Source organism: Gilliamella sp. X-23, from assembly GCF_057063545.1.
In genome coordinates, this window is record NZ_JBXSQG010000005.1 from 59245 (window position 1) to 83524 (window position 24280).

The window sequence follows — 24280 nt, forward strand, 5'->3', positions numbered from 1 at the left end:
GTGTAGAAAAAGTTACGACCTCGTCATCTTTGGCGTGGTTAGCCAAATCGACAGCAAAGCTAGACACATGCATAACTACCAATAGCTAGTACGCTGTCACATCATTAACTAACAAGAAGAATAATAACATGTATAAATCATCAATCATGGAATGGTTACAATCGAATGCGCCCTTAATTTATGGCGTCGTTTTATCCATCATCATAGCCTACGGTCGTTTAACATACGACGGGGTGGGAGGACGCCGTAAATGGGTGGAAGCGTTGTTATGCGGTGCGTTGTCATTAGCTGCCAGCAGTGGACTAGATTATTTTGGTTTGCCAGTTAGCATGAATCCGTTTATTGGTGGTGCAATTGGATTTTTAGGGGTTGATAAATTACGTCAAATATCAAATTCAATGTTAAGAAAAAGGGTTGATAACAACGATGACCAAGCTAACTGAACATTTCACACTAGAAGAATTTACGCGCTCAACGACAGCTAGTAGATTAAAAATCAATAACTTTGTGCCTGAAAATTTAATGCCTAACGTGCAATTAACAGCTATTAAGCTGGAGTTGGTAAGAAAAGCTTTGGGTAAGCCAATCATTATCACGTCTGGATACCGCTGTCCTGCACTAAATGCTAAAGTTGGCGGGGTATCTACTAGTGCTCACACAAAAGGATTAGCGGTAGATTTTAAATCATCATTTGGTACACCCAAAGAGATTTGCCAACGATTAATTGATTCTGGTGTGCAGTTCGATAAATTAATTCAAGAGCATAATCAATGGGTGCATATCGGGTTTAGTCCAACTAACAATCGTCAAATAGTGTTAACAGCAGTTAAGCAGGACGGTAAAACGGTTTATTTGAGTGGGTTGGTATGAAATTAAAAAATCAGCATGAGCACGTGTTAGTTAAAAACGACGATTACGAGATAGTAATAGTTGCAGAAGGTAATTTACTAGTCGAATGGTTTTCTTGGTTTGTTGCAACAATGGTTTCCATTGGTTTTGTTTGTTTATATATAAAATTTGTCTGTCCAGATGTGTGGAGTTACATTGTTATGAATAAATCAAGTATGGCAAGCATAGCATTAATCATTGTCGCTTTTGTCTTTGCTGTCTATTTCGGTTACAACAATTATCAAGATAAGAAACAGCTACAAAAAGATAAAGCTGAGCTATCTAAAAAAATCGAACAGTTAGAGCAGAACATTGCTAAAAACAATCAAATCATAGCAGATAATGAGCAAAGCAAACGTGAGCTAGAAAACCAATCTATCGAAAGGCAGGAGCAAATCAATGAGCAACTCAAGAATAATGACTGTGCTAATCAGTTTGTGCCTGTGTCTATTTCTAGTAGCCTGTACAACAGAGCGAAAGGTTTACGTCGATCGACCGATACCAGCCAATCTATTAAGTGACTGCCTGCCAAATTTACCACCGAAATCGATGACGTTCGGTGATAGCCTCAGATATAACGAGCATTTGCTAAATGTTATTGAAAAGTGTAATGCGGATAAAAGGGCGATAAGAGAGATTAGTGGTGAAAATAAATTATAATTGAAAGTAGATGTAAAATTTTGATTGCTTTTTAACTGAATATAGTATGATATTTCTTCTTTTTAACAAAAAGGAGAACAAAATGAAATGTAAAAATGTTTCTGAATTTATTGTGTTAGAAAAAATGATAACTATATCGGCTAAAGTAATCCCTTTTGCTGCTATTTTCTCGTTGCCTCTTGCTTTTGCTCATATGCAAGGGAATAGTAAATTATTTTATATGTTTACAATATTATACGCGGTATTACTTATATCGGTTGTTTATTTAAGCGATAAAAACTTTATAAGAAAAAATGATAAACTAATAAGTTTTAACATGTTATGGTATATTTTATCTATATTTATAAATTCAGTTCTTATAAATGTTATTTTTTTAATTTCATTTGTTTATGAAGTGCTTACATTAGAACCTTATTTTTCTTAGATTATCTTTTTGAAAACCGGCGTCAGTCGGTTTTTATGCCTATTTTCTTTGAAACACAACAAACCCAATTCAATTTTTAATTACTCATAATTATCCAGTTGTAAATTTCAGTTTTACAACTCGAATAACTTCAAATCAATTTTCAACCAATCATAATGCCATCACACGGCAAATATTAACCAAGAGCTTTACAGAATGGGTCTAAGAGAATGACAGCTAATGTCTGAACTCTTGGGGCTGTTTATTCTGTGTGACTTAGGCTCATTCTATAGAGAGACATAATATGACTATAACTCAATTCAAATTTGAAAACATGGTTACTTTACAAGGTAATCAAGTGATGACGACATCTTTAAAGGTGGCGGAGTATTTCGGTCGAAATCATAAAAATGTTTTAAGAGCCATAAAAAATTTAGAGTGTTCAGATGATTTTACAAAGCTCAATTTTGAGCTTTGCTATGAAATCAATCACTTACAAAATAATAAGCCACAGCCTTTTTATAAAATGACTAAAGATGGATTTATATTTTTGGTTATGGGCTTCACTGGTAAAGCTGCGGCACAGATAAAAGAGGCGTACATTAACGCATTTAACTGGATGGCTGAACAACTTACTAAAATGCAACATAGCTACATGAAACAACATAATGACTTAATGCTTGAGTACATGAAAGAAAAAGATGTAGCTAGTATGTCAGGTCGCTTATTAAGACGCTGGGGTAAAGAGAAAAAGCCAGAGTTAACAAATAGGATACAAAAACTACAAGAACAATCACAAATTCAATTATTAATTTAAGGAAAGATTATGAAAAAGCCAGACTGGGAGGCTATCGAATCAGCCTACAGGGCTGGATTACTATCTATAAGAGAGATAGCTTCACAACACGGAATAACTCACGGCGCAATAAATAAAAGAGCAAAGCGTGATGGTTGGGAAAGAGATTTAAGCGCAAAAATTAAAAACAAAGCAGACTCATTGGTATCCAAAAAAGAGGTATCCACTCAGGTATCCAGTGAAAATAAGTTAAACGAGCGGATACTTATTGAAGCTAACGCCGAAGTAATAGCTAATATCCGAATGGAACACCGAGGCGATATTCGTAAAGCTCGTAATATTGCTAATGCTTTGTTTGAGGAGCTTGGTGCTGAATGTGCGGATATAGAGGCATTCAAAAAACTTGGTGAGTTATTAGCAAATCCAGACCAGAACGGCAGGGACAAACTCAATGAAGTTTATATGTCCGTCATATCAATGCCAGAAAGGGTAAAGTCAATGAAAGCATTAAGTGAAACGCTGAAAAATTTAATCACTTTAGAGCGTCAAGCTTACAACATTGATGATACACCAAAAGATAATTCAGTTGGCCAACTTTCGGATTTAATGGATAAACTATCACGGGAGGGTTAATGTTATCTCCTGGTCATTTAAAAAAACTCAGCAATAAGCTTTGGCGTTTAAATAATCTCTACTACATCACGGATAAAGCAGGCAAGCAAATTCGCTTCACAATGACCCCCGAACAGCTTGAATACTTCGAGGGTATGCATACGAGGAATATCATTTTAAAAGCTCGGCAATTGGGGTTTACTACCGAAGTATGTATTATTCAGTTAGATGCCGCTTTATTTGAATCAGCTAAATGCGCCTTGATTGCTCACACTTTAAATGATGCTAAAAGATTATTTAGAGAAAAAGTCAAATATGCTTATGACAGACTACCCGAAGAAATAAAACAAGCCAACCCTGCTAGTAATGATGCTGCTAGCGAGTTGGTTTTTAAAAAGGGTGGTTCGCTTTATGTTTCTACTTCATTTCGTGGTGGTACATTGCGTTACTTACATGTTTCTGAGTTTGGTAAGATTTGTGCTAAGTTTCCTGATAAAGCTAAGGAAATCGTCACAGGTGCTTTTGAGGCGGTTGCTACCGGTTGTTTCATTACCATCGAAAGTACAGCTGAGGGTAAAAGTGGTTATTTTTACGATTACTGTAATACAGCTGAAAAAGCCCATATTCAAGGAAAACCATTATCATCACTTGATTGGAAATTCTTCTTTTTCTCTTGGTGGAAAAATCCGCTCTATGCGATAGAGCCAGTTGAACAATTACCGTCTAGATTAGAGGAATATTTTAGCGAGATAAAAGCTAAGTACGGTATCAACTTGACCGAACAACAAAAAGCTTGGTATCACGCTAAAGAGAAAACGCTTGGTGATGATATGAAGCGTGAATATCCATCTATTCCAAGTGAAGCCTTTGAGCAATCAATCGAGGGCGCTTACTATGCAAGGCAATTCAGAGAGCTATACAAAGAAAAACGCATTACCACGCTACCTGATAATAGCCATTTACCTGTTTATACCTATTGGGACTTGGGTGTCGGTGATTCAACTGCTATTTGGTTTGTGCGTAAAGTGGGTGAAGAATTTCACATCATCGACTACTACGAAAATAGTGGTGAGGGTCTCAGGCACTACATGAAGGTCTTAAAAGACAAAGCACAAAAGCTTGGTTATGAATATGCTGAGCACTGGGCACCTCACGATATTGATAATCGTGAATTATCGGGTGATGGTAAGAGCCGTAAACAGATAGCAAAAGAAGGCTATGAAATTGACGGTGAGAAATACAGCATTAAGTTTAATGTAGCACCAAGGCTTAGTGTTGATGATGGTATCGAATCAGTTCGTGAAATTTTGTCGCTTTGTGCATTTGATTCAAGCAAATGCGAACAGGGTATTGCTTATTTAGAAGCCTATCGTAAAGCATGGGATGATAAAAACGGCTGTTGGCGAGATAAACCGCTACATGACCATACATCACACGGCGCGGATGCGTTTAGATATTTTGCTGTGGCTAATCGAAATAAACGCAAACGCTCAGCAGGATTATTTATGAGGTAACAATGAGTTATTCGAATTTAACAGATGAACAGTTATTAAATACTGCTACAACAGCAATTAATAACAATCAGGATATAAGCCGACAACGGTTAGCGTATGCATCTCAAGGCTTGGTTAATAACACTAAAAGGGCATTTATCGATCGCGAGTTCGGTTATCCAGAAAACCTTACTTTCTCTGATTTTTATAAGCTATACAAAAGAAACAGCGCTGCACGCGGTTTTGTTGAGCGATTGAGTGATATTTGCTGGCTAGATTACCCAAAATTCATTGATGGCGACATTCGAGAGCAAGATTCAAAGCTAACAATGTGGGAGCAAATAGTTACTGATTTATTTAATGATAAATTGTGGCCAGCTATCACCGAAGCAGATAAGCGCGGAATTGTCGGTAAGTATGCAGGACTTATTATTCAGTTGCGAGATAGTAGAAAGTGGGACGAACCTGTCGATACCGCTGTATTGAACCGGCTTGAACCAAAAGATGCCATTGTTAAGCTAATTCCTGCATGGGAAGCTCAGTTAACCGCTTGCGAATGGAATAATGACGAAGCTGACGAAAACTATGGCCAAGTCACAATGTACCAATTTAATGAAGTAGCTGTAGGTGACAAGTCAGGTAAACCAAATCTATCTCGCAGAATACACCCAGACAGGGTGATCATACTTAATGAAACATCCGTGATTAATTCAATGGATGATGGCGAATCACAGCTTGAGGTTGGTTATAACGATTTAATCGACATGATGAAATATTCAGGCGGTAGCGCTGAGGGTTTTCTCAAGAATGCTAGTAGACAGGTTCATCTAAATTATGACACTGACACTGATATGGAGGAGCTGGAGCGAGAGTTAAGAAAGCGAGGTTTTGAAAAGCCCGCTGATGCATTGAATAAACAAATCGCATTGTTAAATTCGGGCACTGATAGCGCATTAATCACTGCTGGCGCTACGGCTAATATTCTATCGGTTGCCCCTGCTGATCCAAGTTCAGGATGGTCAGTATCCGCAAATAGTTTTGCTGCCTCTGTCAGAATGCCATTTACAATTGTTTTTGGCCAACAAACAGGGAGGTTAGCATCAGATGAAGATAAAGCGGATTATGCAAAGCGCGGAATGTCACGTCGTAATGGTTTTTTGAGCGCATTGATAAAAGAGCTTGTTAATAAGCTTATTAAGCTAAAAGTTATCCAGCCATTAGTTAACGGTACACTTACTCTTAAATGGTCTGACTTATTAGCACCAAGTCAAGCTGAACGAATTGAGCTTATGCTCAAGATGTCAGACGTTAATGTTAAAGCACAGCAATCGATGGGTATTCCTGTGTTTACACCGAACGAAATACGAGAAGCTGGCGGCTATGAGCCCGATCCCGATTTAGAGGATATCGATATTGAAAAGACCGACGATAATAAAGCCGATTCCAAAGAATCCAATATTACCGAAAAGCAAGAATAACCCCACACTCACCAACAAACAAATCCTCCAAATGCGTAGCGAAATACAAAAACGCTACAAAACAATCAAACAATCAATTATTGAGCATATCGAATTAAGTTTAGGCTACTATACTAAAGAGCCGACTAAAACAGCGATATTTGTTGATAACACGCTTTATGTTGTTAACGCTAGCGTTAATTACACTGTTGACGGTAATCAACTTGCTAGGGTGTTAACTCGCATTCAAGAAATTATTGATGAAAGCTTAATTGATGGCGGTATTGACAGGTTTTGGGCAGGTAAGTTTGTTGCTGATATGTATCAAATGGGGACTAATCGAACTTTTCATAATCTATCTACTCAATCAACACTCTATTCACAAGCTACATCACTGGAATCACTGTTATTTAGTGATGCGTACATTCGCAGGATTGGACTTGCCTATACAGCTACATTTAATGACTGGAAAAGCGTTGCAGATGGTTTAAAAGGCGATTTAGGTAACGTTCTAAGTAGTGCTGTAGCAAGAGGGATTAACCCACGAGAAACAGCCGATATTATTAGTAAAAGGATTGATGTTTCATATAGCAAAGCTAAGGCTATCGCTCAAACCGAACAAGTAGGTGCACTTCGCCAAGCAACATGGGACGAAACTAAACGCACTCAAGAGGAGTTAGGGTTAAAGACAGGCTTATTACATATGTCTGCTTTAAAACCCACTTCAAGGGCCACGCACGTTGATAGACACGGCAAGGTTTATACTGTTGAACAAGTGGCTGATTGGTATGAAGAAAGCGGTAATCGATACAATTGTTATTGCGCCCAAGTTGCGGTGTTGCTTAATGAAAAAGGTGATCCACATAATCAAGCCAGTATTGACAGATTATTGAAAGAATCTGATGAATGGCGTGAACAAAACAAACCGAAACAGCAAAGCTTAAATTCTGTTGAAGACGCTAATGAATGGGCAAGAAAACACATTACTGAAACCTCAAACCTACCGCCAGATATTGATACTAAAGAGTTAGCACCATGCCTGAAATTGGTATCGGAAATTCAAGAACGATTTAACCTACCTAAATTTAGGTATGCTGGAACAATAACAGGTGATATTTATAAATATCCAGAACCTCCAAAAGAGATGTTGGCTGCTTATTCACATAAAGCTAATGCATTGCTTATTACATCTGATAGCGTTGATAAAAAAGCGTTGTTAGAAGAGGATTTAAAAAGTAAAGCAAATGGATATAAACGAAGCTCTATAAATATGATTGGTCAGACTAATAACGAAGAATTAGCTAAAATAATTCATGAAATGGATTACATCCCGTGGATAGCGGTATCAACTCCAAGAGGCGTTTATGCTCATGAGATGGGACACGCATTACATTATCAACACCAGGAAGAAATTGATAATATCATTAAGAAATTGTGGGGACGAGGTTGGGCACACGCAATTAGTAAGTATGCTCAACGTAACAAACGAGAATTTGTCGCTGAGGCGTTTTCGTTGTATATTGAAAATCGCATAGAAGCTAAAAAAAGACTACATGCAGAACTATTTAAATTTTTCCAATCGTTAGATAAGGGCATTAAATGAATAAGTTTGATTTATTAGTTGAGCAAGCAACTAAACTGATTAACACCGAGCCACTTCCTGATGACGCAGAGGAACAATTGCAACAAATTATCGACCAAGCTGCCGACAAAACGGAAAGGCGCATGTTAGCGAGTTTTGCTGAATCTCTGTTTGTTATAAGGAATGAGTAATTAATTCACTGAACCGCCATCTGGCGGTTTTTTTATATCTAAAATTCACTCGAGGTAAAGCATGACACTTAAAAGTGTAAATGTTTTATCTGTCGTTAATAGTAAATCCAAAATATCAACGCAAATCATCGACGGTAAAGAGCACATTGTTATCAATGATGTGGTCCCCATTGTCGATGATATTGTCATGAATGGAATTTTCTACCCGGCAGATGAAATTAACAAATCGTACATGACATTGAATGATAATTTAATGCCACTTGATCATCCACGAATAAATAACGAGCACGTTTCCGCATTAAACCCTCAAGCTATTAATAACTTCTATATTGGTGCTTGGGGCAGAAATGTTCGCAAATCTAACGATAGGGTGCTTATGGATGCTTATATCGATAGAAAATTTGCAGAAAGCACTGAAAAAGGTCGAATGCTTGTGAATCGACTTGATGACATGATGAGTGGGAAGAATACCACACCAATTCATGTGTCAACGGGGCTAACTTACACACCCGATAATCAATCAGGCACATCAAAAGGCAAACGATACAAGTCAATAGCTCGAAACATGAAGTTCGATCATGTTGCAATACTGCCAGATAAACAAGGTGCAGCCACGCCAGATGACGGGGTGGGCATTTTTGTTAACTCCAACGGTGAAAAATCGCCAATTGAAAACGTAAGCCTTATTGAGTGTTCAGAAGATTCAGTAAGCAATGTAATTAGCAAAACCATTAAAGAGGTTTTAAGCGTATTTAAATTTAATCAAAAAGAGGAAGAAGACTTAATGAAAGAAAAAATCTTACTAGCTTTGAATGCTGCTGGTATTAAGACCGATGGCTTATCAGATGAGCAACTGTTAAAGGCTTATAACGAGCAAACAACCAAAGAAGCAATTGAAAAAAAGAAAACTTCTGAGGAAGAAGAAAAGAAAAAAGCTGAACAGGAGAAGAAAAATGCAACTAATGCCGAAGATGCACCAGCATGGGCTAAAGCATTGATGAACAAGGTTACAAGTCTTGAATTAGCAGTAAATGCAAACACAGAAAAAGAACTATCCGCTAAACGGGAAGCGGTAAAAGCCAAGTTCAATATGACACAAACTGCAGTCAATGCGCTATCTGGTGAGCCGTTAGATGCCTTATACGCACAGTGCGTTAAAACAGCGCCTATTAGCGGTGGTTTTGCTAATAATTCAGATAATTCACTATTAAACATGGAGGCTCCAGAGTAATGATTCGATTTAAAACCGTGATTGGTGGTCCAGCACGTAAAAATGACCCACAAACAATTGACTTAAAAACAGGTGAAGCGATTGCGCCATGCTCTTTGGTTGCCGTGGTTAACAATAAGTTAATGAAACATTCGGCAGCAGGTGAGCAAACTCAAGCCTTAGTCATCACAAATGATTATTTGGGTGGACATGATATTCGCGACAACGTACCTAATGACACATCAGGCATCGCCATTATTTGTGAAGATGATGTTACTTACCATGTTTTAGTAAAAGCAGGTGAAGCGTTAACAGTTGGTGACAAATTAGCATCTAACGGTGACGGTACACTAAAAAAAGCAAGCGGTACTGATGCGGTGCTGTTCTATGCATTTGAAACCTATACCGTTGGCGCAACCGCTGAACAAGTTCGAGTTCGTAAAGCTTAAGGAGCAATAATGAAGAACGAAAAGATTATTTTTAATAAAAAATTAATTACCAATTCCGCTCAAGTAGCACAGGCTTGGAATCAGTTAAAAGCAAGCCGTCAAATCTTTAATAACGCTCAAAACCAAATGAGCGCAACACACGGCAATGCTATTGAAGTTAATCAAGCCGCAATCTTAACCCAAGATTACTGGCGTGAAGTGGATAACGTGACTACCCGTGTTATTCGTGATGATGAGGGTGCGCCATTACTTGATGATTTATTGTCATTAGGTACGCCTATCTCTATTGGCAAAACAGCGGCACTATACCGTGTTTCAAGCGATGCAGGATATGTTAATCGCTCAATGTCAGGGCAAGAGCCAGAAACGCTAGATAAGGTTGTTTATGACCATTACGGCGACCCTGTGCCAATCTTTAAAACAGGTTATGCTCGTGAATGGCGTGAATGGTTAGGTTTTCAAACTGAAAACATCGACGCAATGTCAGATGACCAAGAAGCAGCAGTGGCGGCATTACGCCAAAATATGGCGCAATACATTTTAACAGGTGATGAAAAAATCAAAGTACAAAACTTTGAGGGTAAAGGTATCACTAATCATCCACACACCAATCAAGTGGATTTAAGTGCGTCAGGTTTTAATATTGACTTAACATCAACAGCCACAAGTAACGACGATATTATTAATTTCTTCACAAAAGACTTTGTAGTCATTCTTGATGCTAATTTAGTGTCAGAACAATTAAAAGTCTTTATCTCTCCTGAGATTGAGCGCCGTTTAAATCTTCCTTACTCTAATTCAAATGGATTTAAAGAGGGAACAGTAAAAGACTATATTTTACGATACTGCCCTTATATCGCTTCATTCACCAAAACATTTGAGTTAAAAGACAATCACTTCCTTGGTTACGTTCGTAATGCTCAGTACATTAAAACCCGCATTGCTGCACCGATTGGCTCGTTCATGAAGCAACGAATTAATCCGCATGACAACTATCAAACACTTGTTTGGTCGGCATTTGGTTTGCAAATCAAACGTGACTTTAACGGTAAAAGCAAAGTCTTTAACGCTCGGGGGTAATTGATGAAATTACGGGTAACTAAACGCGGCTGTTTCGGCCGCATTGATGGCGCTGTGGCTGAACTACCTATCGGGTATGAGTTTTGCGCTACAGACATTCCTACCGCTTTTATTGGGCGTGTAATTGTGTTAGAGCAGCAATCTGTTGAAGTTGAAGCAGACAAAAAGAAAAAGGGTAAATAATCATGTCAGTACAGGTAACCGCAGAAGACGTTAATCAAATGTTATCAGAGCTTGGTTATTCTGTACCGAGCATTGTTATTGACGCAATCCTTAATAAGGTGAATTCAATCAGTGATTGCTTGGTTGCTCATAATTATTCAGAAGCCGACCAACTTTTGATACTTATTTACTCAGCTTGTTTACTGGCTCAAATGCAAGGAGCAAGAAAAATCGCATCACAATCAGCACCAAGCGGTGCATCTAGGTCATTTAAATATGATGACGTGGGTTTTAAATCCCTGTACTCATTACTAAAAAATCTTGATGTCCACGGTTGTACTGATTGTCTAGGTATTTCTTGCTCAAAGAAACCATTTTTTTTAGTTGTGGGAGGTAGGGATGAGTAATACCGCGAATTGGAGCTATACAAATGTTGCAACCGTATATCCTCATACAGGATACGACGGAGAAAACAATGTTGATACTTACGGTCAACCTTATTTGGTGAAATGCACATGGAAAGATGAAGCGCCAAACGCATTGGGTGCTTACATTGATTCTTTGGGTGTTGAAAGAGTAAGAAAAACAACTTTTTACACCGAAGACAGCCGAATCAAACAGGGCGACTTCATAGCAAAAGGTGATAAAACTTCATTATCGTTAGAAGCCTCAAACGCTGAAAAAGTGGAGTTTGTGCTTGAATATGATATGAGCGCTTTTGGTGAAATCCCTGATTATGAGGTGGTTACATAATGGCAGTTAAAGGCGTTTCAAAAGTGAATAGAAATATTCACAGGATAACGAATGAAATTGCCAACATCAGAACCCAAAGGATTATCCAGCAAGTTATGATTGTTGGTATGTCTTTTGTTGCTCCACTTACTCCAATCGACACATCCAATCTTATTAATTCGCAGTATAGAGAACTAAAACCAATCCCAAAAGGTTGGGTTGGTAGAGTTGGTTATACGGCTAATTATGCTGCTTTCGTTAATAACGCAACAGCAAAATTAAGAGGGAAGCCGAGAACGGGTAAAAAATCAAAGGGTAATTACTGGTCTCCTCACGCTGAACCTGATTTTATTAAAAAGGGATTTGAACGGGACGGTAAGGATGTCATACAGCAGGTCATTAGGGAGAGTTACAAAATATGATTTCTGATACATATAACTCAATCAAAAGCTGGCTGAATTCACATAATTTACTTGATGATTACATTTTACAATTTCGGAAATGGGTTGAAGTAAAAAACACAAAATCCAATAGATATATTGTGATTGTCCCTGCTGGTGGCGGTAATGCTAGCGAGGCGATAACGCGAGATTATTTTAGGATTGTAATTATTTCAGCGATCAATGATTCGAATATCGTAGCGGTTAACGATAAAGCAGATGAAATCAGGCAGTTTATGCTAGATGATTTTGAATCCAACAATGTTATTTCAATGAGTCCAATCGGCGGAATAACACAATCAAACACAGAAGAAGGGCGGTTTATTTTTGAATTTACCGCTCAAATGATTATATCAAGATAAGAGGTACATTATGGCTAAAAGTAATGCAGGAACAGGTCGAAAGGTCGGTGTTTATTATTCAATTGGTAATCCAGACAAAAAACCAAATGATACGGATTATAAACGACTTGGCATGATTCGGGGTAAATCACGTGGTGTCAACTGGAACACAATTGATGTTACAGCCGATACATCCGAAGATGGTACAACTGAATCAATGGTTACAACCAAGGAAAAGACGGTGTCATTTGACGGAATTTCACGAGGTGATGACATCCAGAATCAAAGCGCTTTATTAGATCACATCGAAAGCCCGTCTCAGGACACCGATGGACAACCGTACGCTTGGATTAAAATTGTCAATCCAACTATTAACAGGGTGATCGAGGGGTGTTATTTATTGTCTTCCTTAACGGAAGAATACCCATACGATGATGTTTGCACGTGGTCAATTGAGGGGACAAGCGCAGGCAATGTAACAAGAACCGTTATCCCAGAAGTAGTATCAAGGAAAGCGTAGATGAAACCAGTAATAAAGGACATTGGGGAATTTATAATTCATCATAAAGAAATTGATTATTTATTTATTCCATCTTTTCTTAATATGACAAAGATAGGTAAACCAGATGAAATAGTTGAGATTTTTTCTATCATTTTTGGCGAAATAAATAATAACAATTTCACATCTGTCATAGAATGCGCTGACAAAATACTTGAAGCGTGTTGTACAACGGATTGTTCTGTTATTACTGGTTATATTAAAGGCGAAGATAAACTGGTTAATGTGGAAGCGGTGATACCTGTTGAAGATAAGTTGATTCTATCTCAGCATTTGTTAAAACACGGCTTAATTGGTGATGTTTCGCCTAAAAAAAACAGCGAAGATACAGGCTATAGTAATGAATTTCATGCTAAAAAATTTGTTTATCTAGCGGTAGCTCATCTTGGCATGAACGAGCTTGACGCATGGAATATGTCAATGACAGCATTTCAAGAGGCGATGGAAGCAAAATTCCCTAATCACGATACAGATATTATCTCACAAGATGATTACGATTCTGCCATGTCTTATGCGGATTCTATTGTCGGATTAACCCTCTAATTTCTTCTTGGTTTATTAATAATATGAAAAAATCCATTACCTTTAAGAGATCATTTAATGATCAACTTATCGAAATATTATGCTATTATTCTAACAATAAAAGTAAACAGGATAATGCAATGAAAATTGAATCACTAAAAATAGAAAATGTTGGCGGTATATCTAGCTTGTCGTTAGATAGTTTTGACCCCAACTTAAATATTATTTGCGGTGAAAACGGGATAGGTAAAACAAATATTTTGGATTCAATTGCATCATTGTTTTCAGATTATGAACCGATATCTATTAGTGTTAAATCAGGTTTTGAACAAGGATGCATAAAAAGCTCAGTAGATGGAAAAGTAATTTCGCGACCAATAAAGAAAAAATATACAAATCTTACCTATAAAACATGGGAATGTGTTAATAATGATAAAAATGCAAATTTCAATTTACTATATTTAAAAGTTAATCGCGTTTTTAAATATAGGCAAGAAAGTAGTATTAATTCAGACCCAGACATTACCAATAGAACAAGGGAAAACGCTGAAGGTTTAGATAATGATGATATAAAACAATGGTTTATTTCTAGGTATTTGCATAGCGCGCATGTTAATAATTTAACTGATGTTCAACAAGAAAACATTAAATTAGCAATAAGCTGTTTTTCGTTACTTGATAATAAGGTTACCTTTTGTAAAACTACTACTCAAAATGAAATAATTGTAAAAACGCCTACGGGAGAAATATATTTTGAACTTTTATCTTCTGGATTTAGGTCTATTTTATTTATTTTGCTAGGGATAATTAAAGAAATTGAATATCGATTCCAAGACAACAATGTTTTAGCATCAGACTTTAATGGAATTATTCTAATTGATGAGATAGAGTTACACCTTCATCCTGAATGGCAAGGTAAAGTTTGCAGCGTTCTTACAAAAACATTTCCGAAAGCCCAATTTATCATCAGCACGCATAGCCCTCACGTTATCCAAACCGCCGAGGCGAACGAAGTTATAGCTTTATCAGGAGAAAATGGTCATTTAGAAAAAAGAACCTTAGATATCGCCCCACATGGCTTTAAAGGTTGGACGGTTGAAGAAATCCTTACTGATGTAATGGGTATGAGAGATGTTAGAACAGAAAAATATAGGGAAGTTTACACAAAATTTAGTAGGGCGCTAGATGATAATGATATAAAAGCTGCTACTGAAGCTCATAACGAATTAGATAAATTACTTCATCCTACATACCCTTTAAGAGCCCTTTTTAAAATGCAATTGGATGCGCTTAAGGGGTAATCCATGATTAAGTTAGAAAAAGGGAAAAGACCCGATTATTTAAGCGATGATAAAGTTCAAGAACTAACAGAAAGGTATAAGTCTAATTCTGATGCTGTATGGAATCACGAAAAAATAAAGGAGCGATTATTAGAAAGCAGCAACACCAAATGCGCTTATTGTGAATGCCAATTACAGATTGAAGATTCATACGTGGAAGTTGAGCATTTTAAATGTAAAAAACGATATCCTGATGAAGTCGTAAATTGGGATAATTTGTTACCTTCATGTAAAAGGTGTAATCTCAGAAAAGGGAGTTTGGATGTTGTTATAACACCTATTATAAATCCTTATGAGGATGATCCTAAATTACATTTATCTATTCAAGCTTGTCGTTTGTATCCAAAAGGAAATGTAGGTTCAAAAGGTGACAATACTATTAAAAAATTGGATTTAAATTATGATGAAAGGTTGGTTTTATCTCGATTAAAGGCATCAAATAAAATAAATCAAGATTTAGAAAATTTAGTTGATAATCAAAGTAATATTGATTTTGTTAGAAATGGTATAAGTAAAACATTACAGTTTTGCCAACCAGATAAAGCTTTTTCTGCTTTCCTCGCTTTTACTTTGATTAATAACAAAGATACAAAAATAATCAAACAACTTTTAATCGATAATGACTTATGGGATGATAATCTTGATGAAATGTATGAAACCTGCAAAAAAATAGCCCTAGACTCTAGATAACTTATCGTTAACCAACCAAATTCAATTAAACCACCTTCGGGTGGTTTTTTATTACCTAAATTTCTATAAGAGGTTTTTATGTCATTTGAAGCAGGAAGTATATATTACACAATTGATGCTAAAACAGGGGCTTTATTAACAGCCGATAAACAAGTGTCTAGTTTTAACAAAAGAGCGCAGGAGGGGTTTAACGAAACAGACAGGTCGGTAAATTCGTTAAGCGGTTCAATGGGTAAATTAACTCAAGTAGCAAGAGGTGTTGTTGCTGCTTTAGTTACTAATCAAGTTTTTGCTTATGCTAATGCTTGGCAAGATTTAGAAGATAGACTAAAAAATACTGGATTAGCTGGAATGGCGTTAAAAGATGTTCAAGAACAGCTTATGACAACATCAAACCGAAACGGTCGCACCATAGAAGAATCCACCGAGTTATATGTACGCCTTTCAAATTCAATGAGCGAACTAGGATATAGTACGCAAGGTACGCTATCTTATATTGATACGCTATCTAACTTATTTACAATCAATAAAACTAACGCAATAAGCGCAGAATCTGCTATCAATGCGCTAACCAAAGCGCAAATGAAAGGTAAGTTAGCTGGTATTGATGCGATGTCAGTATTCGCAGCTATGCCGAGCGTGCTTAAAACTTTAGGTAAACGATTAAAGAAAACAGAAGCAGAGGTCAGACAAATGGCTTCTGACGGCAAATTATCTATGTCTGACTTTACTGATGCGATGATAGCGGCACAAGATGAAACCGCGGCACTTGCTGATAATATGCGTAATAATCTTGGTGATGCCTCTAATCATTTCACCAATCGCTTAAAAGAGGCATTGGGTTCACTAGATAACACAACAGGAGCAACTCAACATTTAGTTAGTGGCATAAAAATGCTTGCTGAAAATATGAATGTACTTATTGGTTGCGCTGGTTTTTTGTCAGCAATTCTTGCTGGACGATATTTAACATCGTTGACCGCAGCAACAAGAGCAAAAATTGCATCAGCGATAGCTTCTAGAAATGAAACTAAAGAAGAAGTAGAGTTAGCTAGAGCAGAATTAAAACGAATTGATATAGAACGTCAAAGTTTATCTATTTCACTGCAATTTGCTGAAGCGAATTATCGAGCTGCAAAATCAGTTGAAGATCGTATTATTCAAGCAAATAGAATGTCGGCTATACAAGCAAAAATGATTGAATTAGATAAAGCCGAGACTGTGACAAAAAATGCATTATCAGCAGCTACAGCTAGAGCTAATACAGCGGTTAACTTACTAAAAGGAGGGCTAAGCTTGCTTGGTGGACCAGCAGGAATTGCGATCATGGCTGCTGGTGCGTTAATGACTTGGGCGAGCAAAGCAAATGAAGCGAGAGAGGCTGCGATTAATTTTAAAGATAAAGTTGATGATTTAAGAGAGTCTTTAAAGTCTTTAACGTACGCACAGCTAATTAAACAACAACAAGACTATATGCAGTCACTAAAGATTGCAACTAGTGAGCTGTCAGAACAAGAAGCTGAACTTAAGAAAACCGAAAAACAACTAAATAGCATTATAGCAAGTGGGAATTATTATAAACACCCAGAAAGAGCAATTAATAGACTAACAGAGAAAGCTCAAGCGCTTAGAGCTAGTATTGATACAACAAAGCAAAGCATCTCAAATATCCGTGGCTTAATGAGCTACATCAACACGTTGTTAATAGACACAAGCGCAGGAGCAGAGCAAGCTGCTACAGGAGTTGACGGCTTTGCTAAAGCGTTAGAAAAACTAGGCAAAAACAAAGTTGACGATAAAGTTAAAGCGCTTTCTACGCAACTTGAAATTTCAGAAATGAAACTAGATGGAAATAAGAAAGCAGCGTACATATATGAAAATGCGTTAAACGAGCTTGGCGATGCTGGCGAGCAATACAAAACAACAATTAGAGGGTTAATTGATGGCTCGATTGAATGGGCTTCTGTTTCTGAAAAAGTTCGAAAAGTTCTACAGCCATTATTTGAAATGCTAGGTAAAGTTTATGACGCAAACGAAAAGCTAAACGCTAGTAAAAAAAGAGGTTCAGGCACAACAAGAACTTATGCGGAAGAAATAAAAAATCTTAAAAATCAGCTAGAAGTTGCTAAATTAGAAGCTAAACATCTAACAGTTGAAGCGAAAGCACTTGCAATCAGCCAACAAATCGGCACAAAAGCGACAGCAGCACAAACAGAAGAGCTTAAGCGATTAATTCAAGAGCAAGAAAACTTGCAAAATTCACAATCAGGTGAAAATTTTGCACAACAAGAAATCTACAATAAAAAATCACCTTTAGAACAAATAGATATTGATGAGCAGGAAAAACTAGATAAGTTAAACGAATGGCGAGCAACAGGACTTGCCAACGAACAAACTTATCAAGATGCTTTAACTGCGATAACTCAAGATGCTGTAGATAAAAGAAAAAAACTTGAAGATGAAGCAGCTGAAGCTAAGCTACAGTCTACAAGAGCAATACTAAAATCATCATCAGATCTGTTTGGAGGTATGTCTGATATGCTAGGAGCTTTTGCTGGTGAATCAAGTTCAGCATATAAAGCACTTTTCGCTATCAGCAAAGGCTTTGCAATAGCTGATGCGATGCTTAATTTAAACTCTGCAATTATGAAAGCGATGAACGATCAGACAGCGACGACCACAGCAGCAAAAATGGCAAACATGGCAGCAGTAGCAAGCGCAGGCGGACAAGTTTTGTCTACGTTAAAAGGCATCACATACGGAGGGGGAAGACTTCGAGGTGGCGGTGTTGATGTTGGGAAAGCTTATAGAGTAAATGAAAGTGGAGAACCTGAATTGTTTGTTGCTCATGGAAAGCAGTACATGATACCAAATAAAAATGGTGAAGTTATTCCATCCAATAAATTATCTCGAGGCTCAGCAAGCAGAACAATCATAAATAATATCACTCAAAACATCTCTTTTGGTGACGGGCAAGACAATAAAGAAGCAGCTAACGAGACAGCTAGAATGCTGAAACAAGCACTAAGAAGTGTAATTCAAGAAGAACAAAGACCAGGGGGGCTGCTAAATCGGCGTTGATTTTATAGATGAATTCTCATATTTTCACCCAAAAAACCGTCAGAAAAGGCATTGATTTTATTAAAGTTTTTCTGGCGTTTTTGGTGGTGAACTCAACAACCCTTTTTTTAATCGCTTTTTTAATCCATTGAAAAATATAGATTAATTTAAGAGCTAGAAAAAAGGGTTATTTTCGGGGAAATGGTTAAATTTTAGTTAAAACAAAAGGCTATGTTTGATATAATCTAGTTCACCGCCGGGTAGGCGGTTTAGAAAACATAGAGTTGATAGAGCCTGCATTGCGTGCAGTTCACCGCCGAGTAGGCGGTTTAGAAATTTGGCTTCAAGCTTAGCAACTTCTAGCTGATGTTCACCGCCGAATAGGCGGTTTAGAAAAAAAGAGAAGCTTATATCTATGAAAATGCTTTGTTCACCGCCGAATAGGCGAACAAACCACTTTCGGGCGGTTTTTTATTGCTCTTAGTTAATAAATTTCATACCATTATCCAAAAATTAAGGAGGTGGTATGAAAAAGGTCTTATTTTGTTTAATGTTCGTTTTGTCTTTTATTTCTTCGGCTGAATATCAATCAAGCACTCCCAGTACTTCTCCTTCTGCAATAAAGAAGGAAAAATATAAACCAGATGGAAAAGAAATATTCATTTTAAATGAATTTTCTTTTTCAAATATGTTGGTTAAAACATCCCCTAAATCAAAAACCACCCTATTGGAAATCGGAAAATATGGGGGGATGGAGGGGTATGTGGATAAAATAATTTCAACGGATATTTTTGATTACAAGAAGATTATTTTAAAAAATGGAGATGTTTTTTATTTATCTAGTGATATTTTAAAGGAAAAATATGATTCAGATAAATTGCTGATAACTCCAGAGGAATATAAAAAAGTAAGTAAAATGGTTGAAGACACAAAAAAATTAAAACTCCAAAATATTAATGATGTCTACATCCAAAAAGTCATAGTAGAAAAAGATGCTATTTATACTGTTAGATTATCTAATGGGTTGGTTTTAGACTGGAGTGTTTTTAAAGCATTACAAAATTTAACTAAAAAAATAAATAATGAAACGGATGCAAGACTATTATTAACAACATTGAAGAACGGTGTGATTTCTTTAAAGCATGATCATATTGATAATTTTTATCAAATAACTATGAGTGGAAACTCACCTTTTGAAATGTATTTAAATATTTCTAGCGCAGGGGTGCTATCCCCTTTTGTTGAAGTTAGATACCACGGATCGGATTGGGTTTTTGCAAATAGTTTTGTTGTTTTTCAAAATGGAAAAAGACTATCTCGCGATAATGTCCAATTTAAAAGATATAGCTCATCAACTGTAGATGAATGGTATGATTTTACATGTCCCAAAGAAGATTTGGATAGCATTAGATTGTTAGATGAAAATGAAGAGGCGACTGTAAGATTCTATGGTTCTAATTACAATAAAGATAAACAGGTCGATAAAGAAAGTATCAAAAAAATAAAAGAAATTATTGCGCTATATGATATGTTGACGAAATATTACACCATTTAAAGCAATTCAAACCCTCTAAGAGGGTTTTTTATTATCTAAAATAAGGTATCCATATGAAAGTTTTTTCAATAGTTTTTCATGATAAAAATGGCGTAATACTCGCTACAGATCGGCATGAAGATTGTTGGATAAGGTTATTTGGGGAGTATTATGGTCGCTTAACCAAGGTTAGAGACCATAATGAATTTATTAAGGCTGGAAGCATGATGAAATTAGTCGAATTACGTCAGGAGTCCGAGATAGACCCAAGTCTAATAGTTTCAATACCAAATGTTTTGTGGCGTCTACAGGAAGCTCTTTCAACTTACCAAGATATGTCTTCTTCTCAGCCTCAGTTAATGAAGATTGCTTGATAATATCTTCCAGTTTTTCTAATGTTTCATTGTGAATTTTAATAGTTGTAACATTAAGTATTGAAGATAGACCGCCATCATCACGGATAAAATCTATGCCTTTTGTTGTTATTATTAAAGCCGAATCGTTAACATGATATCCATCAGATGTTTGATAAATAGAGTTTTCAGATATTAATCTATGATCAATTAGATATTTAAGATTGGCAATAATATTATTATCATCCCCAAATTTATTTAAAATGAACATGCACTTTTCTTCTTCTAAAGAGTAGGGAAATACATCATATAATGATGTTAGCAATTCATTTTGTATTTCTCTTGGAAATTTGTCCATCATGATTCCTATATAGGTTAGGGGTTATTTTTTAGTTTGATTTTTTTGTAATTCTTCTTGGGCAAGATGGTTGGGTATAACCACTCTAAATATATAAGTTTGAATATCCATATTAAGCTTATTAGCTTGCTCCATCATTAAATCGTATTTTTCTTTTGGTAAATTTAAGTAGACACCAATTTCTTCTTTTCCTTTATCTCCATCAGATAAATCTGTTTCTTCTCCGTATGCCAACCAAGAAAAAGGTACGCCTAAATGATTCGCTAGTTTTGAAATTATATTTGCTCTTGGTTTATTTTTACCTGCTTCATACCTAGATATTTGGGCAGCAGCAATACCAGTTCGTTTGGATAAGTCTTCTTGAGAATATTCAAGTTGAGCTCTTCTTTGTATTAATCGTTTTGCAAAAGTGTCATTATTTATCATAAATAGTATTGAAATGTATTGACATGGTTAATTATTAGAATTAGTATACTATACATTCCATGACACTTTAAGACATTTTATTATTAACAAGGAGAAAACATTGAAAGAAAATAAAGTAACGTTATCAGCAAGAATGCCTGTAAGCCTTAAAGCTGCGCTTGAGGTATTAGCAGCAATGAATGATAGAACAATGAGCCAAGAGCTTGTAAATAGAGTTAGACAGTCATTAACAGAGGAGGAAAAGAAAATTGCAGGTATCTAAAAAACTAAAGGCTTTAACTGCACCACCAGCTAAAGCCCAAATCAAGTTAACCACACACTAAATAAGGAAAACTCATGAATAATAGTAATATAAACAACTCTAATTGTCCAGTAATAGCTGGAATCTCTATCACAACCGATAAAGAGGGTCGATATAATCTTAATGCTTTGCATAAAGCCAGTGGGGGCAAAGATGCTAAAAGACCTAAAGCATGGTTAGCAACAAAGTCCACCCAAGAACTTATTGAAGAGCTAAGGCAGAATTCTGCCTTTGGTCAAGAAATAATCACTGTCACAAAAGGTGGTATTTCTTCTGGTACTTTCGCCCACGAACTTTTAGCAGTATCTTACGCAGGTTGGATTAGTCCAAAATTTCAGTTAATGGTAAATCAAGTATTTTTAGACTATAAAAAAGGTGAATTGAAAAACATTCAAAAACCTTTTAAATCTTACTTACCAGAGTATCGACAAGCTAAGGCAATAGAATTGTCAGTCAGAGCATTAGATAAAATGTTTAGCAATCTGCCGCACCTTAGCGAACAGTCTAAGCAAGCTATCTATGCAGATACAATTAATCCGATTGCTGGTAAAAATGTTATTCCGCTTCCCAAGCTTGAAAACAAAACATTTTCAGCTAGTGAGGTTGGTGATTTACTCGGCGTATCCTCAAATAAAATTGGTCGTATAGCTAATAAGCTCAACTTAAAAACAGATGATTACGGAATTTTCGTACTCGATAAGTCACGTTCTTCTGATAAGCAAGTTGAAACTTTTAGATATAACGAAAAAGCAATAGATGTAATCAAAAATCATCTTATTAATAAAGAAATCGCTTAACCAATTAACAAATTATAAGCCCCCGCAGAGGGGCAACTTGAGGATGTAGATATGAACAGAAATATAATTATTCAAGAGAACGATTTTAACGTTTTATGTGCAAAAATAAATCACATTGCTGCAATTGCAGAGTTATTAATTAGCGACAATGGTCAAAGTAAGTGGGCTGATGAGACTCTAATAAACAGTATAGGTGCAATCTCTACAATGTCGTATGAAATGTCAACTTTATTTGAAAAAGCGGAGGTTGTAGCATGAAACATATTATTGATAATTATGACTATGAAATAATAGTTAAAAATTTAGAACAGGCAAAATCATTGGCTTATCTTATGGGTAGTAATGTTAATGAAAGCGATGACAAATCAAATATATTTTGGTTATTACAAGATTTAGTTAATTATGCTTTGCGATTAGTTGAAGATTCTGAGTCGTTAGTTTAACCCTTTTTTTAGACCCTTTTTTAATATATTGATTATTATTAATTAATTTTCATGTGATAAAAAAGGGTTATTTTTTGGGAAATGGTTAAATTTTAGTTAAAACAATATGATATCTTTGATATAATCTAGTTCACCGCCGAGTAGGCGGTTTAGAAAGTGGGTGTGATGTAGAGATATAGGCTTTCAAAGTTCACCGCCGAGTAGGCGGTTTAGAAATCACCTCTGCTAAGTACATGATGTCTATGGATGTTCACCGCCGAGTAGGCGGTTTAGAAACTTCCGGTCGTAAAGTATTTGTTTTCCGATACGTTCACCGCCGAGTAGGCGGTTTAGAAAAAGCCCCTTCAAAAGACATAAAATAATGATAGGTTTACCGCTGCATAAGCGGTTTAGAAATGATTAAACAGCCTAATCCCGTAAAACCTGCTGTTCACCGCCGAATAGGCGAACAAACCACTTTCGGGCGGTTTTTTATTATCAGTTATCTTCATAATGAAGACGACTTAAAGCTAACATATTGATTTGTAAGGTAACCCAAATTTGGGTTACGAGCGGCGTGTAACAGTCAAATATATAGCACCTATTAATTTTTTGTAATTAGTATAAATTTTCTTTACTCTTTACCTTATGGTATTTATAATCAAGTTGAGGTTGAGAGCTTATTAGTTCTCAGCCATTCTTATATAAAAACTAATGAGGTGAATTTATGGGTCACGCACAAATAAAGGAAGATCGTCTTTATATTCCTCCACGTGACAAACATGTAGAGGTTAAAGCAAAACCTGCGTTAAGTAATGACTGCAATCATAATGAGCAAGTTTTAAATGCCTTTGCCTTTGGGTTCGCTCGCTACAAAAAAGCCATGAGAGACTTATCAAAGGTTTAACGAATGCTAGTGTCACAAATTGGGGAAATAGTTGATGGAATCAATTTTCTTTCAGTTGATGATATAAAGCTTATCAATTCATTGCTAATTAAACTACAGACACCTAAAGAGCCTATATATGTTCGTGATGAGAATACCTTGGGCTCATCCCAAGTTAGACCCAGTCTTTACAGGTATCACGAACAAACTGAGGATATTTTTAGGTTGGCGGCTGTTCTCATTGAGAGTTTAATTAGAAACCACCCTTTTGCAAATGCTAATAAAAGAACGGCTATGTTTTCTGGTTATCTATTTTTACTATTAAATGGGCAAGAGTTAAAAGCTCCTGACGCAGAAGTTGTTGAGATGGGCGTTGGAGTCGCTACAGGAAAGTATAATGTAGAGGAGTTAGAAAACTGGCTTTTTTGTTGGTCACAAGAATTTGACTCACGAACTCTTTGCGTCAGTAATGCGCATTCACTTGAAACGCTAATGGGTTCTATTAAAAATTAGTAATAAAGAAAATCAAACCTAAA

At 36.3% G+C, this 24280-nt stretch carries 33 protein-coding genes and 1 CRISPR repeat array; of the genes, 31 read left to right on the plus strand and 2 right to left on the minus strand.

Going from position 1 to position 24280, the window contains the following annotated elements:
- Positions 1 to 128: 128 nt before the first annotated feature.
- From ACYH9I_RS04810 to ACYH9I_RS04930, 25 genes are all read left to right on the plus strand, one after another.
- A complete protein-coding gene (locus tag ACYH9I_RS04810; protein WP_174796895.1) occupies positions 129 to 443 on the plus strand; it encodes a phage holin, lambda family in 315 nt (104 codons plus the stop codon).
- Entirely contained in the window at positions 427 to 870 is a 444-nt protein-coding gene (locus ACYH9I_RS04815; protein ID WP_483559323.1) for a D-Ala-D-Ala carboxypeptidase family metallohydrolase, read from the plus strand. Before ACYH9I_RS04810 ends, ACYH9I_RS04815 begins: the two co-directional genes overlap by 17 nt.
- Complete coding sequence (locus ACYH9I_RS04820) at positions 867 to 1409, plus strand: MreC domain-containing protein (RefSeq protein ID WP_483559325.1); 543 nt, start codon at positions 867 to 869, stop codon at positions 1407 to 1409. Before ACYH9I_RS04815 ends, ACYH9I_RS04820 begins: the two co-directional genes overlap by 4 nt.
- The gene (lysC, locus tag ACYH9I_RS04825; protein ID WP_483559327.1) at positions 1306 to 1548 is read left to right on the plus strand and encodes an Rz1-like lysis system protein LysC; all 243 of its coding nucleotides are present in this window, start codon (positions 1306 to 1308) and stop codon (positions 1546 to 1548) included. The genes ACYH9I_RS04820 and lysC overlap by 104 nt, the downstream gene beginning before the upstream one ends.
- 82 nt (positions 1549 to 1630) lie before the next feature.
- Positions 1631 to 1972 (plus strand): hypothetical protein, encoded by a 342-nt coding sequence (locus tag ACYH9I_RS04830; RefSeq protein ID WP_483559329.1) that lies wholly within the window; start codon positions 1631 to 1633, stop codon positions 1970 to 1972.
- Positions 1973 to 2255: 283 nt separating this feature from the next.
- A complete protein-coding gene (locus tag ACYH9I_RS04835; protein WP_483559331.1) occupies positions 2256 to 2768 on the plus strand; it encodes a Rha family transcriptional regulator in 513 nt (170 codons plus the stop codon).
- Positions 2769 to 2777: 9 nt separating this feature from the next.
- The gene (locus ACYH9I_RS04840; protein WP_483559333.1) at positions 2778 to 3380 is read left to right on the plus strand and encodes a hypothetical protein; all 603 of its coding nucleotides are present in this window, start codon (positions 2778 to 2780) and stop codon (positions 3378 to 3380) included.
- Positions 3380 to 4873 carry a terminase gene (locus ACYH9I_RS04845; RefSeq protein ID WP_483559335.1) on the plus strand — a complete coding sequence of 498 codons (1494 nt, stop codon included), beginning with the start codon at positions 3380 to 3382 and terminating at the stop codon, positions 4871 to 4873. The genes ACYH9I_RS04840 and ACYH9I_RS04845 overlap by 1 nt, the downstream gene beginning before the upstream one ends.
- A gap of 2 nt (positions 4874 to 4875) precedes the next feature.
- Entirely contained in the window at positions 4876 to 6330 is a 1455-nt protein-coding gene (locus ACYH9I_RS04850; RefSeq protein ID WP_483559336.1) for an anti-CBASS protein Acb1 family protein, read from the plus strand.
- 31 nt (positions 6331 to 6361) lie between these two features.
- Positions 6362 to 7912, plus strand: coding sequence for a phage minor head protein (locus tag ACYH9I_RS04855; RefSeq protein ID WP_483559338.1), 1551 nt, complete (start codon positions 6362 to 6364; stop codon positions 7910 to 7912).
- Positions 7909 to 8082 carry a hypothetical protein gene (locus tag ACYH9I_RS04860; protein WP_174798208.1) on the plus strand — a complete coding sequence of 58 codons (174 nt, stop codon included), beginning with the start codon at positions 7909 to 7911 and terminating at the stop codon, positions 8080 to 8082. Before ACYH9I_RS04855 ends, ACYH9I_RS04860 begins: the two co-directional genes overlap by 4 nt.
- A gap of 61 nt (positions 8083 to 8143) precedes the next feature.
- The gene (locus ACYH9I_RS04865) at positions 8144 to 9313 is read left to right on the plus strand and encodes a DUF2213 domain-containing protein (RefSeq protein ID WP_483559340.1); all 1170 of its coding nucleotides are present in this window, start codon (positions 8144 to 8146) and stop codon (positions 9311 to 9313) included.
- A complete protein-coding gene (locus ACYH9I_RS04870) occupies positions 9313 to 9741 on the plus strand; it encodes a hypothetical protein (RefSeq protein WP_297223832.1) in 429 nt (142 codons plus the stop codon). The genes ACYH9I_RS04865 and ACYH9I_RS04870 overlap by 1 nt, the downstream gene beginning before the upstream one ends.
- 9 nt (positions 9742 to 9750) lie before the next feature.
- Complete coding sequence (locus ACYH9I_RS04875; protein ID WP_483559342.1) at positions 9751 to 10821, plus strand: major capsid protein; 1071 nt, start codon at positions 9751 to 9753, stop codon at positions 10819 to 10821.
- A 3-nt stretch (positions 10822 to 10824) separates the two neighbouring features.
- Positions 10825 to 11004: a hypothetical protein gene (locus tag ACYH9I_RS04880; RefSeq protein ID WP_091346951.1), complete on the plus strand. Its 180-nt coding sequence runs from the start codon at positions 10825 to 10827 to the stop codon at positions 11002 to 11004.
- 2 nt (positions 11005 to 11006) lie between these two features.
- Positions 11007 to 11390: a DUF7370 family protein gene (locus ACYH9I_RS04885; protein WP_483559344.1), complete on the plus strand. Its 384-nt coding sequence runs from the start codon at positions 11007 to 11009 to the stop codon at positions 11388 to 11390.
- Entirely contained in the window at positions 11383 to 11736 is a 354-nt protein-coding gene (locus ACYH9I_RS04890) for a hypothetical protein (protein ID WP_483559346.1), read from the plus strand. Before ACYH9I_RS04885 ends, ACYH9I_RS04890 begins: the two co-directional genes overlap by 8 nt.
- A complete protein-coding gene (locus tag ACYH9I_RS04895; RefSeq protein WP_483559348.1) occupies positions 11736 to 12137 on the plus strand; it encodes a hypothetical protein in 402 nt (133 codons plus the stop codon). Before ACYH9I_RS04890 ends, ACYH9I_RS04895 begins: the two co-directional genes overlap by 1 nt.
- On the plus strand, positions 12134 to 12517 hold the full coding sequence (locus ACYH9I_RS04900) for a phage tail termination protein (protein WP_483559349.1): 384 nt from the start codon (positions 12134 to 12136) through the stop codon (positions 12515 to 12517). The genes ACYH9I_RS04895 and ACYH9I_RS04900 overlap by 4 nt, the downstream gene beginning before the upstream one ends.
- A gap of 10 nt (positions 12518 to 12527) precedes the next feature.
- Entirely contained in the window at positions 12528 to 13016 is a 489-nt protein-coding gene (locus ACYH9I_RS04905) for a phage tail tube protein (RefSeq protein ID WP_411592802.1), read from the plus strand.
- Complete coding sequence (locus tag ACYH9I_RS04910; protein ID WP_483559351.1) at positions 13017 to 13598, plus strand: DUF6246 family protein; 582 nt, start codon at positions 13017 to 13019, stop codon at positions 13596 to 13598.
- Between the two features lie 119 nt (positions 13599 to 13717).
- The gene (locus ACYH9I_RS04915) at positions 13718 to 14878 is read left to right on the plus strand and encodes an AAA family ATPase (protein WP_483559353.1); all 1161 of its coding nucleotides are present in this window, start codon (positions 13718 to 13720) and stop codon (positions 14876 to 14878) included.
- A gap of 3 nt (positions 14879 to 14881) precedes the next feature.
- A complete protein-coding gene (locus ACYH9I_RS04920; protein WP_483559355.1) occupies positions 14882 to 15607 on the plus strand; it encodes an HNH endonuclease family protein in 726 nt (241 codons plus the stop codon).
- A gap of 78 nt (positions 15608 to 15685) precedes the next feature.
- Positions 15686 to 18688 carry a tape measure protein gene (locus ACYH9I_RS04925; RefSeq protein WP_483559357.1) on the plus strand — a complete coding sequence of 1001 codons (3003 nt, stop codon included), beginning with the start codon at positions 15686 to 15688 and terminating at the stop codon, positions 18686 to 18688.
- A gap of 505 nt (positions 18689 to 19193) precedes the next feature.
- On the plus strand, positions 19194 to 20222 hold the full coding sequence (locus ACYH9I_RS04930) for a hypothetical protein (protein ID WP_483559358.1): 1029 nt from the start codon (positions 19194 to 19196) through the stop codon (positions 20220 to 20222).
- Positions 20223 to 20411: 189 nt separating this feature from the next.
- On the opposite strand, the gene ACYH9I_RS04935 is transcribed toward ACYH9I_RS04930, so the two are convergent.
- The gene (locus tag ACYH9I_RS04935) at positions 20412 to 20912 is read right to left on the minus strand and encodes a hypothetical protein (RefSeq protein ID WP_483559359.1); all 501 of its coding nucleotides are present in this window, start codon (positions 20910 to 20912) and stop codon (positions 20412 to 20414) included.
- A 24-nt stretch (positions 20913 to 20936) separates the two neighbouring features.
- Positions 20937 to 21338 carry a helix-turn-helix domain-containing protein gene (locus ACYH9I_RS04940; protein ID WP_483559360.1) on the minus strand — a complete coding sequence of 134 codons (402 nt, stop codon included), beginning with the start codon at positions 21336 to 21338 and terminating at the stop codon, positions 20937 to 20939.
- Positions 21339 to 21438: 100 nt separating this feature from the next.
- Here ACYH9I_RS04940 and ACYH9I_RS04945 point away from each other — a divergent pair, with 100 nt between their 5' ends.
- The 6 genes from ACYH9I_RS04945 (at position 21439) to ACYH9I_RS04970 (ending at position 24257) form a co-directional block, all read left to right on the plus strand.
- Complete coding sequence (locus tag ACYH9I_RS04945) at positions 21439 to 21600, plus strand: Arc family DNA-binding protein (RefSeq protein WP_141675202.1); 162 nt, start codon at positions 21439 to 21441, stop codon at positions 21598 to 21600.
- 74 nt (positions 21601 to 21674) lie between these two features.
- Entirely contained in the window at positions 21675 to 22436 is a 762-nt protein-coding gene (locus ACYH9I_RS04950; protein WP_483559362.1) for a KilA-N domain-containing protein, read from the plus strand.
- Positions 22437 to 22487: 51 nt separating this feature from the next.
- Positions 22488 to 22694 (plus strand): hypothetical protein, encoded by a 207-nt coding sequence (locus ACYH9I_RS04955; RefSeq protein ID WP_160432438.1) that lies wholly within the window; start codon positions 22488 to 22490, stop codon positions 22692 to 22694.
- Entirely contained in the window at positions 22691 to 22879 is a 189-nt protein-coding gene (locus tag ACYH9I_RS04960; RefSeq protein ID WP_160412916.1) for a hypothetical protein, read from the plus strand. Before ACYH9I_RS04955 ends, ACYH9I_RS04960 begins: the two co-directional genes overlap by 4 nt.
- Positions 22880 to 23007: 128 nt before the next feature.
- Positions 23008 to 23275: a CRISPR direct-repeat array (repeat unit 28 nt; unit sequence GTTCACCGCCGAGTAGGCGGTTTAGAAA).
- A gap of 310 nt (positions 23276 to 23585) precedes the next feature.
- The gene (locus ACYH9I_RS04965; RefSeq protein WP_065567067.1) at positions 23586 to 23765 is read left to right on the plus strand and encodes a hypothetical protein; all 180 of its coding nucleotides are present in this window, start codon (positions 23586 to 23588) and stop codon (positions 23763 to 23765) included.
- 18 nt (positions 23766 to 23783) lie between these two features.
- Positions 23784 to 24257: a type II toxin-antitoxin system death-on-curing family toxin gene (locus ACYH9I_RS04970; protein WP_483559462.1), complete on the plus strand. Its 474-nt coding sequence runs from the start codon at positions 23784 to 23786 to the stop codon at positions 24255 to 24257.
- Positions 24258 to 24280 lie beyond the last annotated feature (23 nt).

Bases quoted from the DNA above. Each gene is read 5' to 3' on its own strand.
- ACYH9I_RS04875 (WP_483559342.1), top strand. From the start codon at position 9,751: ATGAAGAACGAAAAGATTATTTTTAATAAAAAATTAATTACCAATTCC.
- ACYH9I_RS04930 (WP_483559358.1), top strand. From the start codon at position 19,194: ATGAAAAAGGTCTTATTTTGTTTAATGTTCGTTTTGTCTTTTATTTCT.
- ACYH9I_RS04835 (WP_483559331.1), top strand. From the start codon at position 2,256: ATGACTATAACTCAATTCAAATTTGAAAACATGGTTACTTTACAAGGT.
- ACYH9I_RS04960 (WP_160412916.1), top strand. From the start codon at position 22,691: ATGAAACATATTATTGATAATTATGACTATGAAATAATAGTTAAAAAT.
- ACYH9I_RS04840 (WP_483559333.1), top strand. From the start codon at position 2,778: ATGAAAAAGCCAGACTGGGAGGCTATCGAATCAGCCTACAGGGCTGGA.
- ACYH9I_RS04910 (WP_483559351.1), top strand. From the start codon at position 13,017: ATGAAACCAGTAATAAAGGACATTGGGGAATTTATAATTCATCATAAA.
- ACYH9I_RS04950 (WP_483559362.1), top strand. From the start codon at position 21,675: ATGAATAATAGTAATATAAACAACTCTAATTGTCCAGTAATAGCTGGA.
- ACYH9I_RS04890 (WP_483559346.1), top strand. From the start codon at position 11,383: ATGAGTAATACCGCGAATTGGAGCTATACAAATGTTGCAACCGTATAT.
- ACYH9I_RS04830 (WP_483559329.1), top strand. From the start codon at position 1,631: ATGAAATGTAAAAATGTTTCTGAATTTATTGTGTTAGAAAAAATGATA.
- ACYH9I_RS04855 (WP_483559338.1), top strand. From the start codon at position 6,362: ATGCGTAGCGAAATACAAAAACGCTACAAAACAATCAAACAATCAATT.
- ACYH9I_RS04900 (WP_483559349.1), top strand. From the start codon at position 12,134: ATGATTTCTGATACATATAACTCAATCAAAAGCTGGCTGAATTCACAT.
- ACYH9I_RS04860 (WP_174798208.1), top strand. From the start codon at position 7,909: ATGAATAAGTTTGATTTATTAGTTGAGCAAGCAACTAAACTGATTAAC.
- ACYH9I_RS04915 (WP_483559353.1), top strand. From the start codon at position 13,718: ATGAAAATTGAATCACTAAAAATAGAAAATGTTGGCGGTATATCTAGC.
- ACYH9I_RS04935 (WP_483559359.1), bottom strand. From the start codon at position 20,912: ATGGACAAATTTCCAAGAGAAATACAAAATGAATTGCTAACATCATTA.
- ACYH9I_RS04815 (WP_483559323.1), top strand. From the start codon at position 427: ATGACCAAGCTAACTGAACATTTCACACTAGAAGAATTTACGCGCTCA.
- ACYH9I_RS04850 (WP_483559336.1), top strand. From the start codon at position 4,876: ATGAGTTATTCGAATTTAACAGATGAACAGTTATTAAATACTGCTACA.
- ACYH9I_RS04955 (WP_160432438.1), top strand. From the start codon at position 22,488: ATGAACAGAAATATAATTATTCAAGAGAACGATTTTAACGTTTTATGT.
- ACYH9I_RS04905 (WP_411592802.1), top strand. From the start codon at position 12,528: ATGGCTAAAAGTAATGCAGGAACAGGTCGAAAGGTCGGTGTTTATTAT.
- ACYH9I_RS04965 (WP_065567067.1), top strand. From the start codon at position 23,586: ATGGGTCACGCACAAATAAAGGAAGATCGTCTTTATATTCCTCCACGT.
- ACYH9I_RS04920 (WP_483559355.1), top strand. From the start codon at position 14,882: ATGATTAAGTTAGAAAAAGGGAAAAGACCCGATTATTTAAGCGATGAT.
- lysC (WP_483559327.1), top strand. From the start codon at position 1,306: ATGACTGTGCTAATCAGTTTGTGCCTGTGTCTATTTCTAGTAGCCTGT.
- ACYH9I_RS04885 (WP_483559344.1), top strand. From the start codon at position 11,007: ATGTCAGTACAGGTAACCGCAGAAGACGTTAATCAAATGTTATCAGAG.
- ACYH9I_RS04820 (WP_483559325.1), top strand. From the start codon at position 867: ATGAAATTAAAAAATCAGCATGAGCACGTGTTAGTTAAAAACGACGAT.
- ACYH9I_RS04810 (WP_174796895.1), top strand. From the start codon at position 129: ATGTATAAATCATCAATCATGGAATGGTTACAATCGAATGCGCCCTTA.
- ACYH9I_RS04880 (WP_091346951.1), top strand. From the start codon at position 10,825: ATGAAATTACGGGTAACTAAACGCGGCTGTTTCGGCCGCATTGATGGC.
- ACYH9I_RS04925 (WP_483559357.1), top strand. From the start codon at position 15,686: ATGTCATTTGAAGCAGGAAGTATATATTACACAATTGATGCTAAAACA.
- ACYH9I_RS04845 (WP_483559335.1), top strand. From the start codon at position 3,380: ATGTTATCTCCTGGTCATTTAAAAAAACTCAGCAATAAGCTTTGGCGT.
- ACYH9I_RS04895 (WP_483559348.1), top strand. From the start codon at position 11,736: ATGGCAGTTAAAGGCGTTTCAAAAGTGAATAGAAATATTCACAGGATA.
- ACYH9I_RS04865 (WP_483559340.1), top strand. From the start codon at position 8,144: ATGACACTTAAAAGTGTAAATGTTTTATCTGTCGTTAATAGTAAATCC.
- ACYH9I_RS04870 (WP_297223832.1), top strand. From the start codon at position 9,313: ATGATTCGATTTAAAACCGTGATTGGTGGTCCAGCACGTAAAAATGAC.
- ACYH9I_RS04940 (WP_483559360.1), bottom strand. From the start codon at position 21,338: ATGATAAATAATGACACTTTTGCAAAACGATTAATACAAAGAAGAGCT.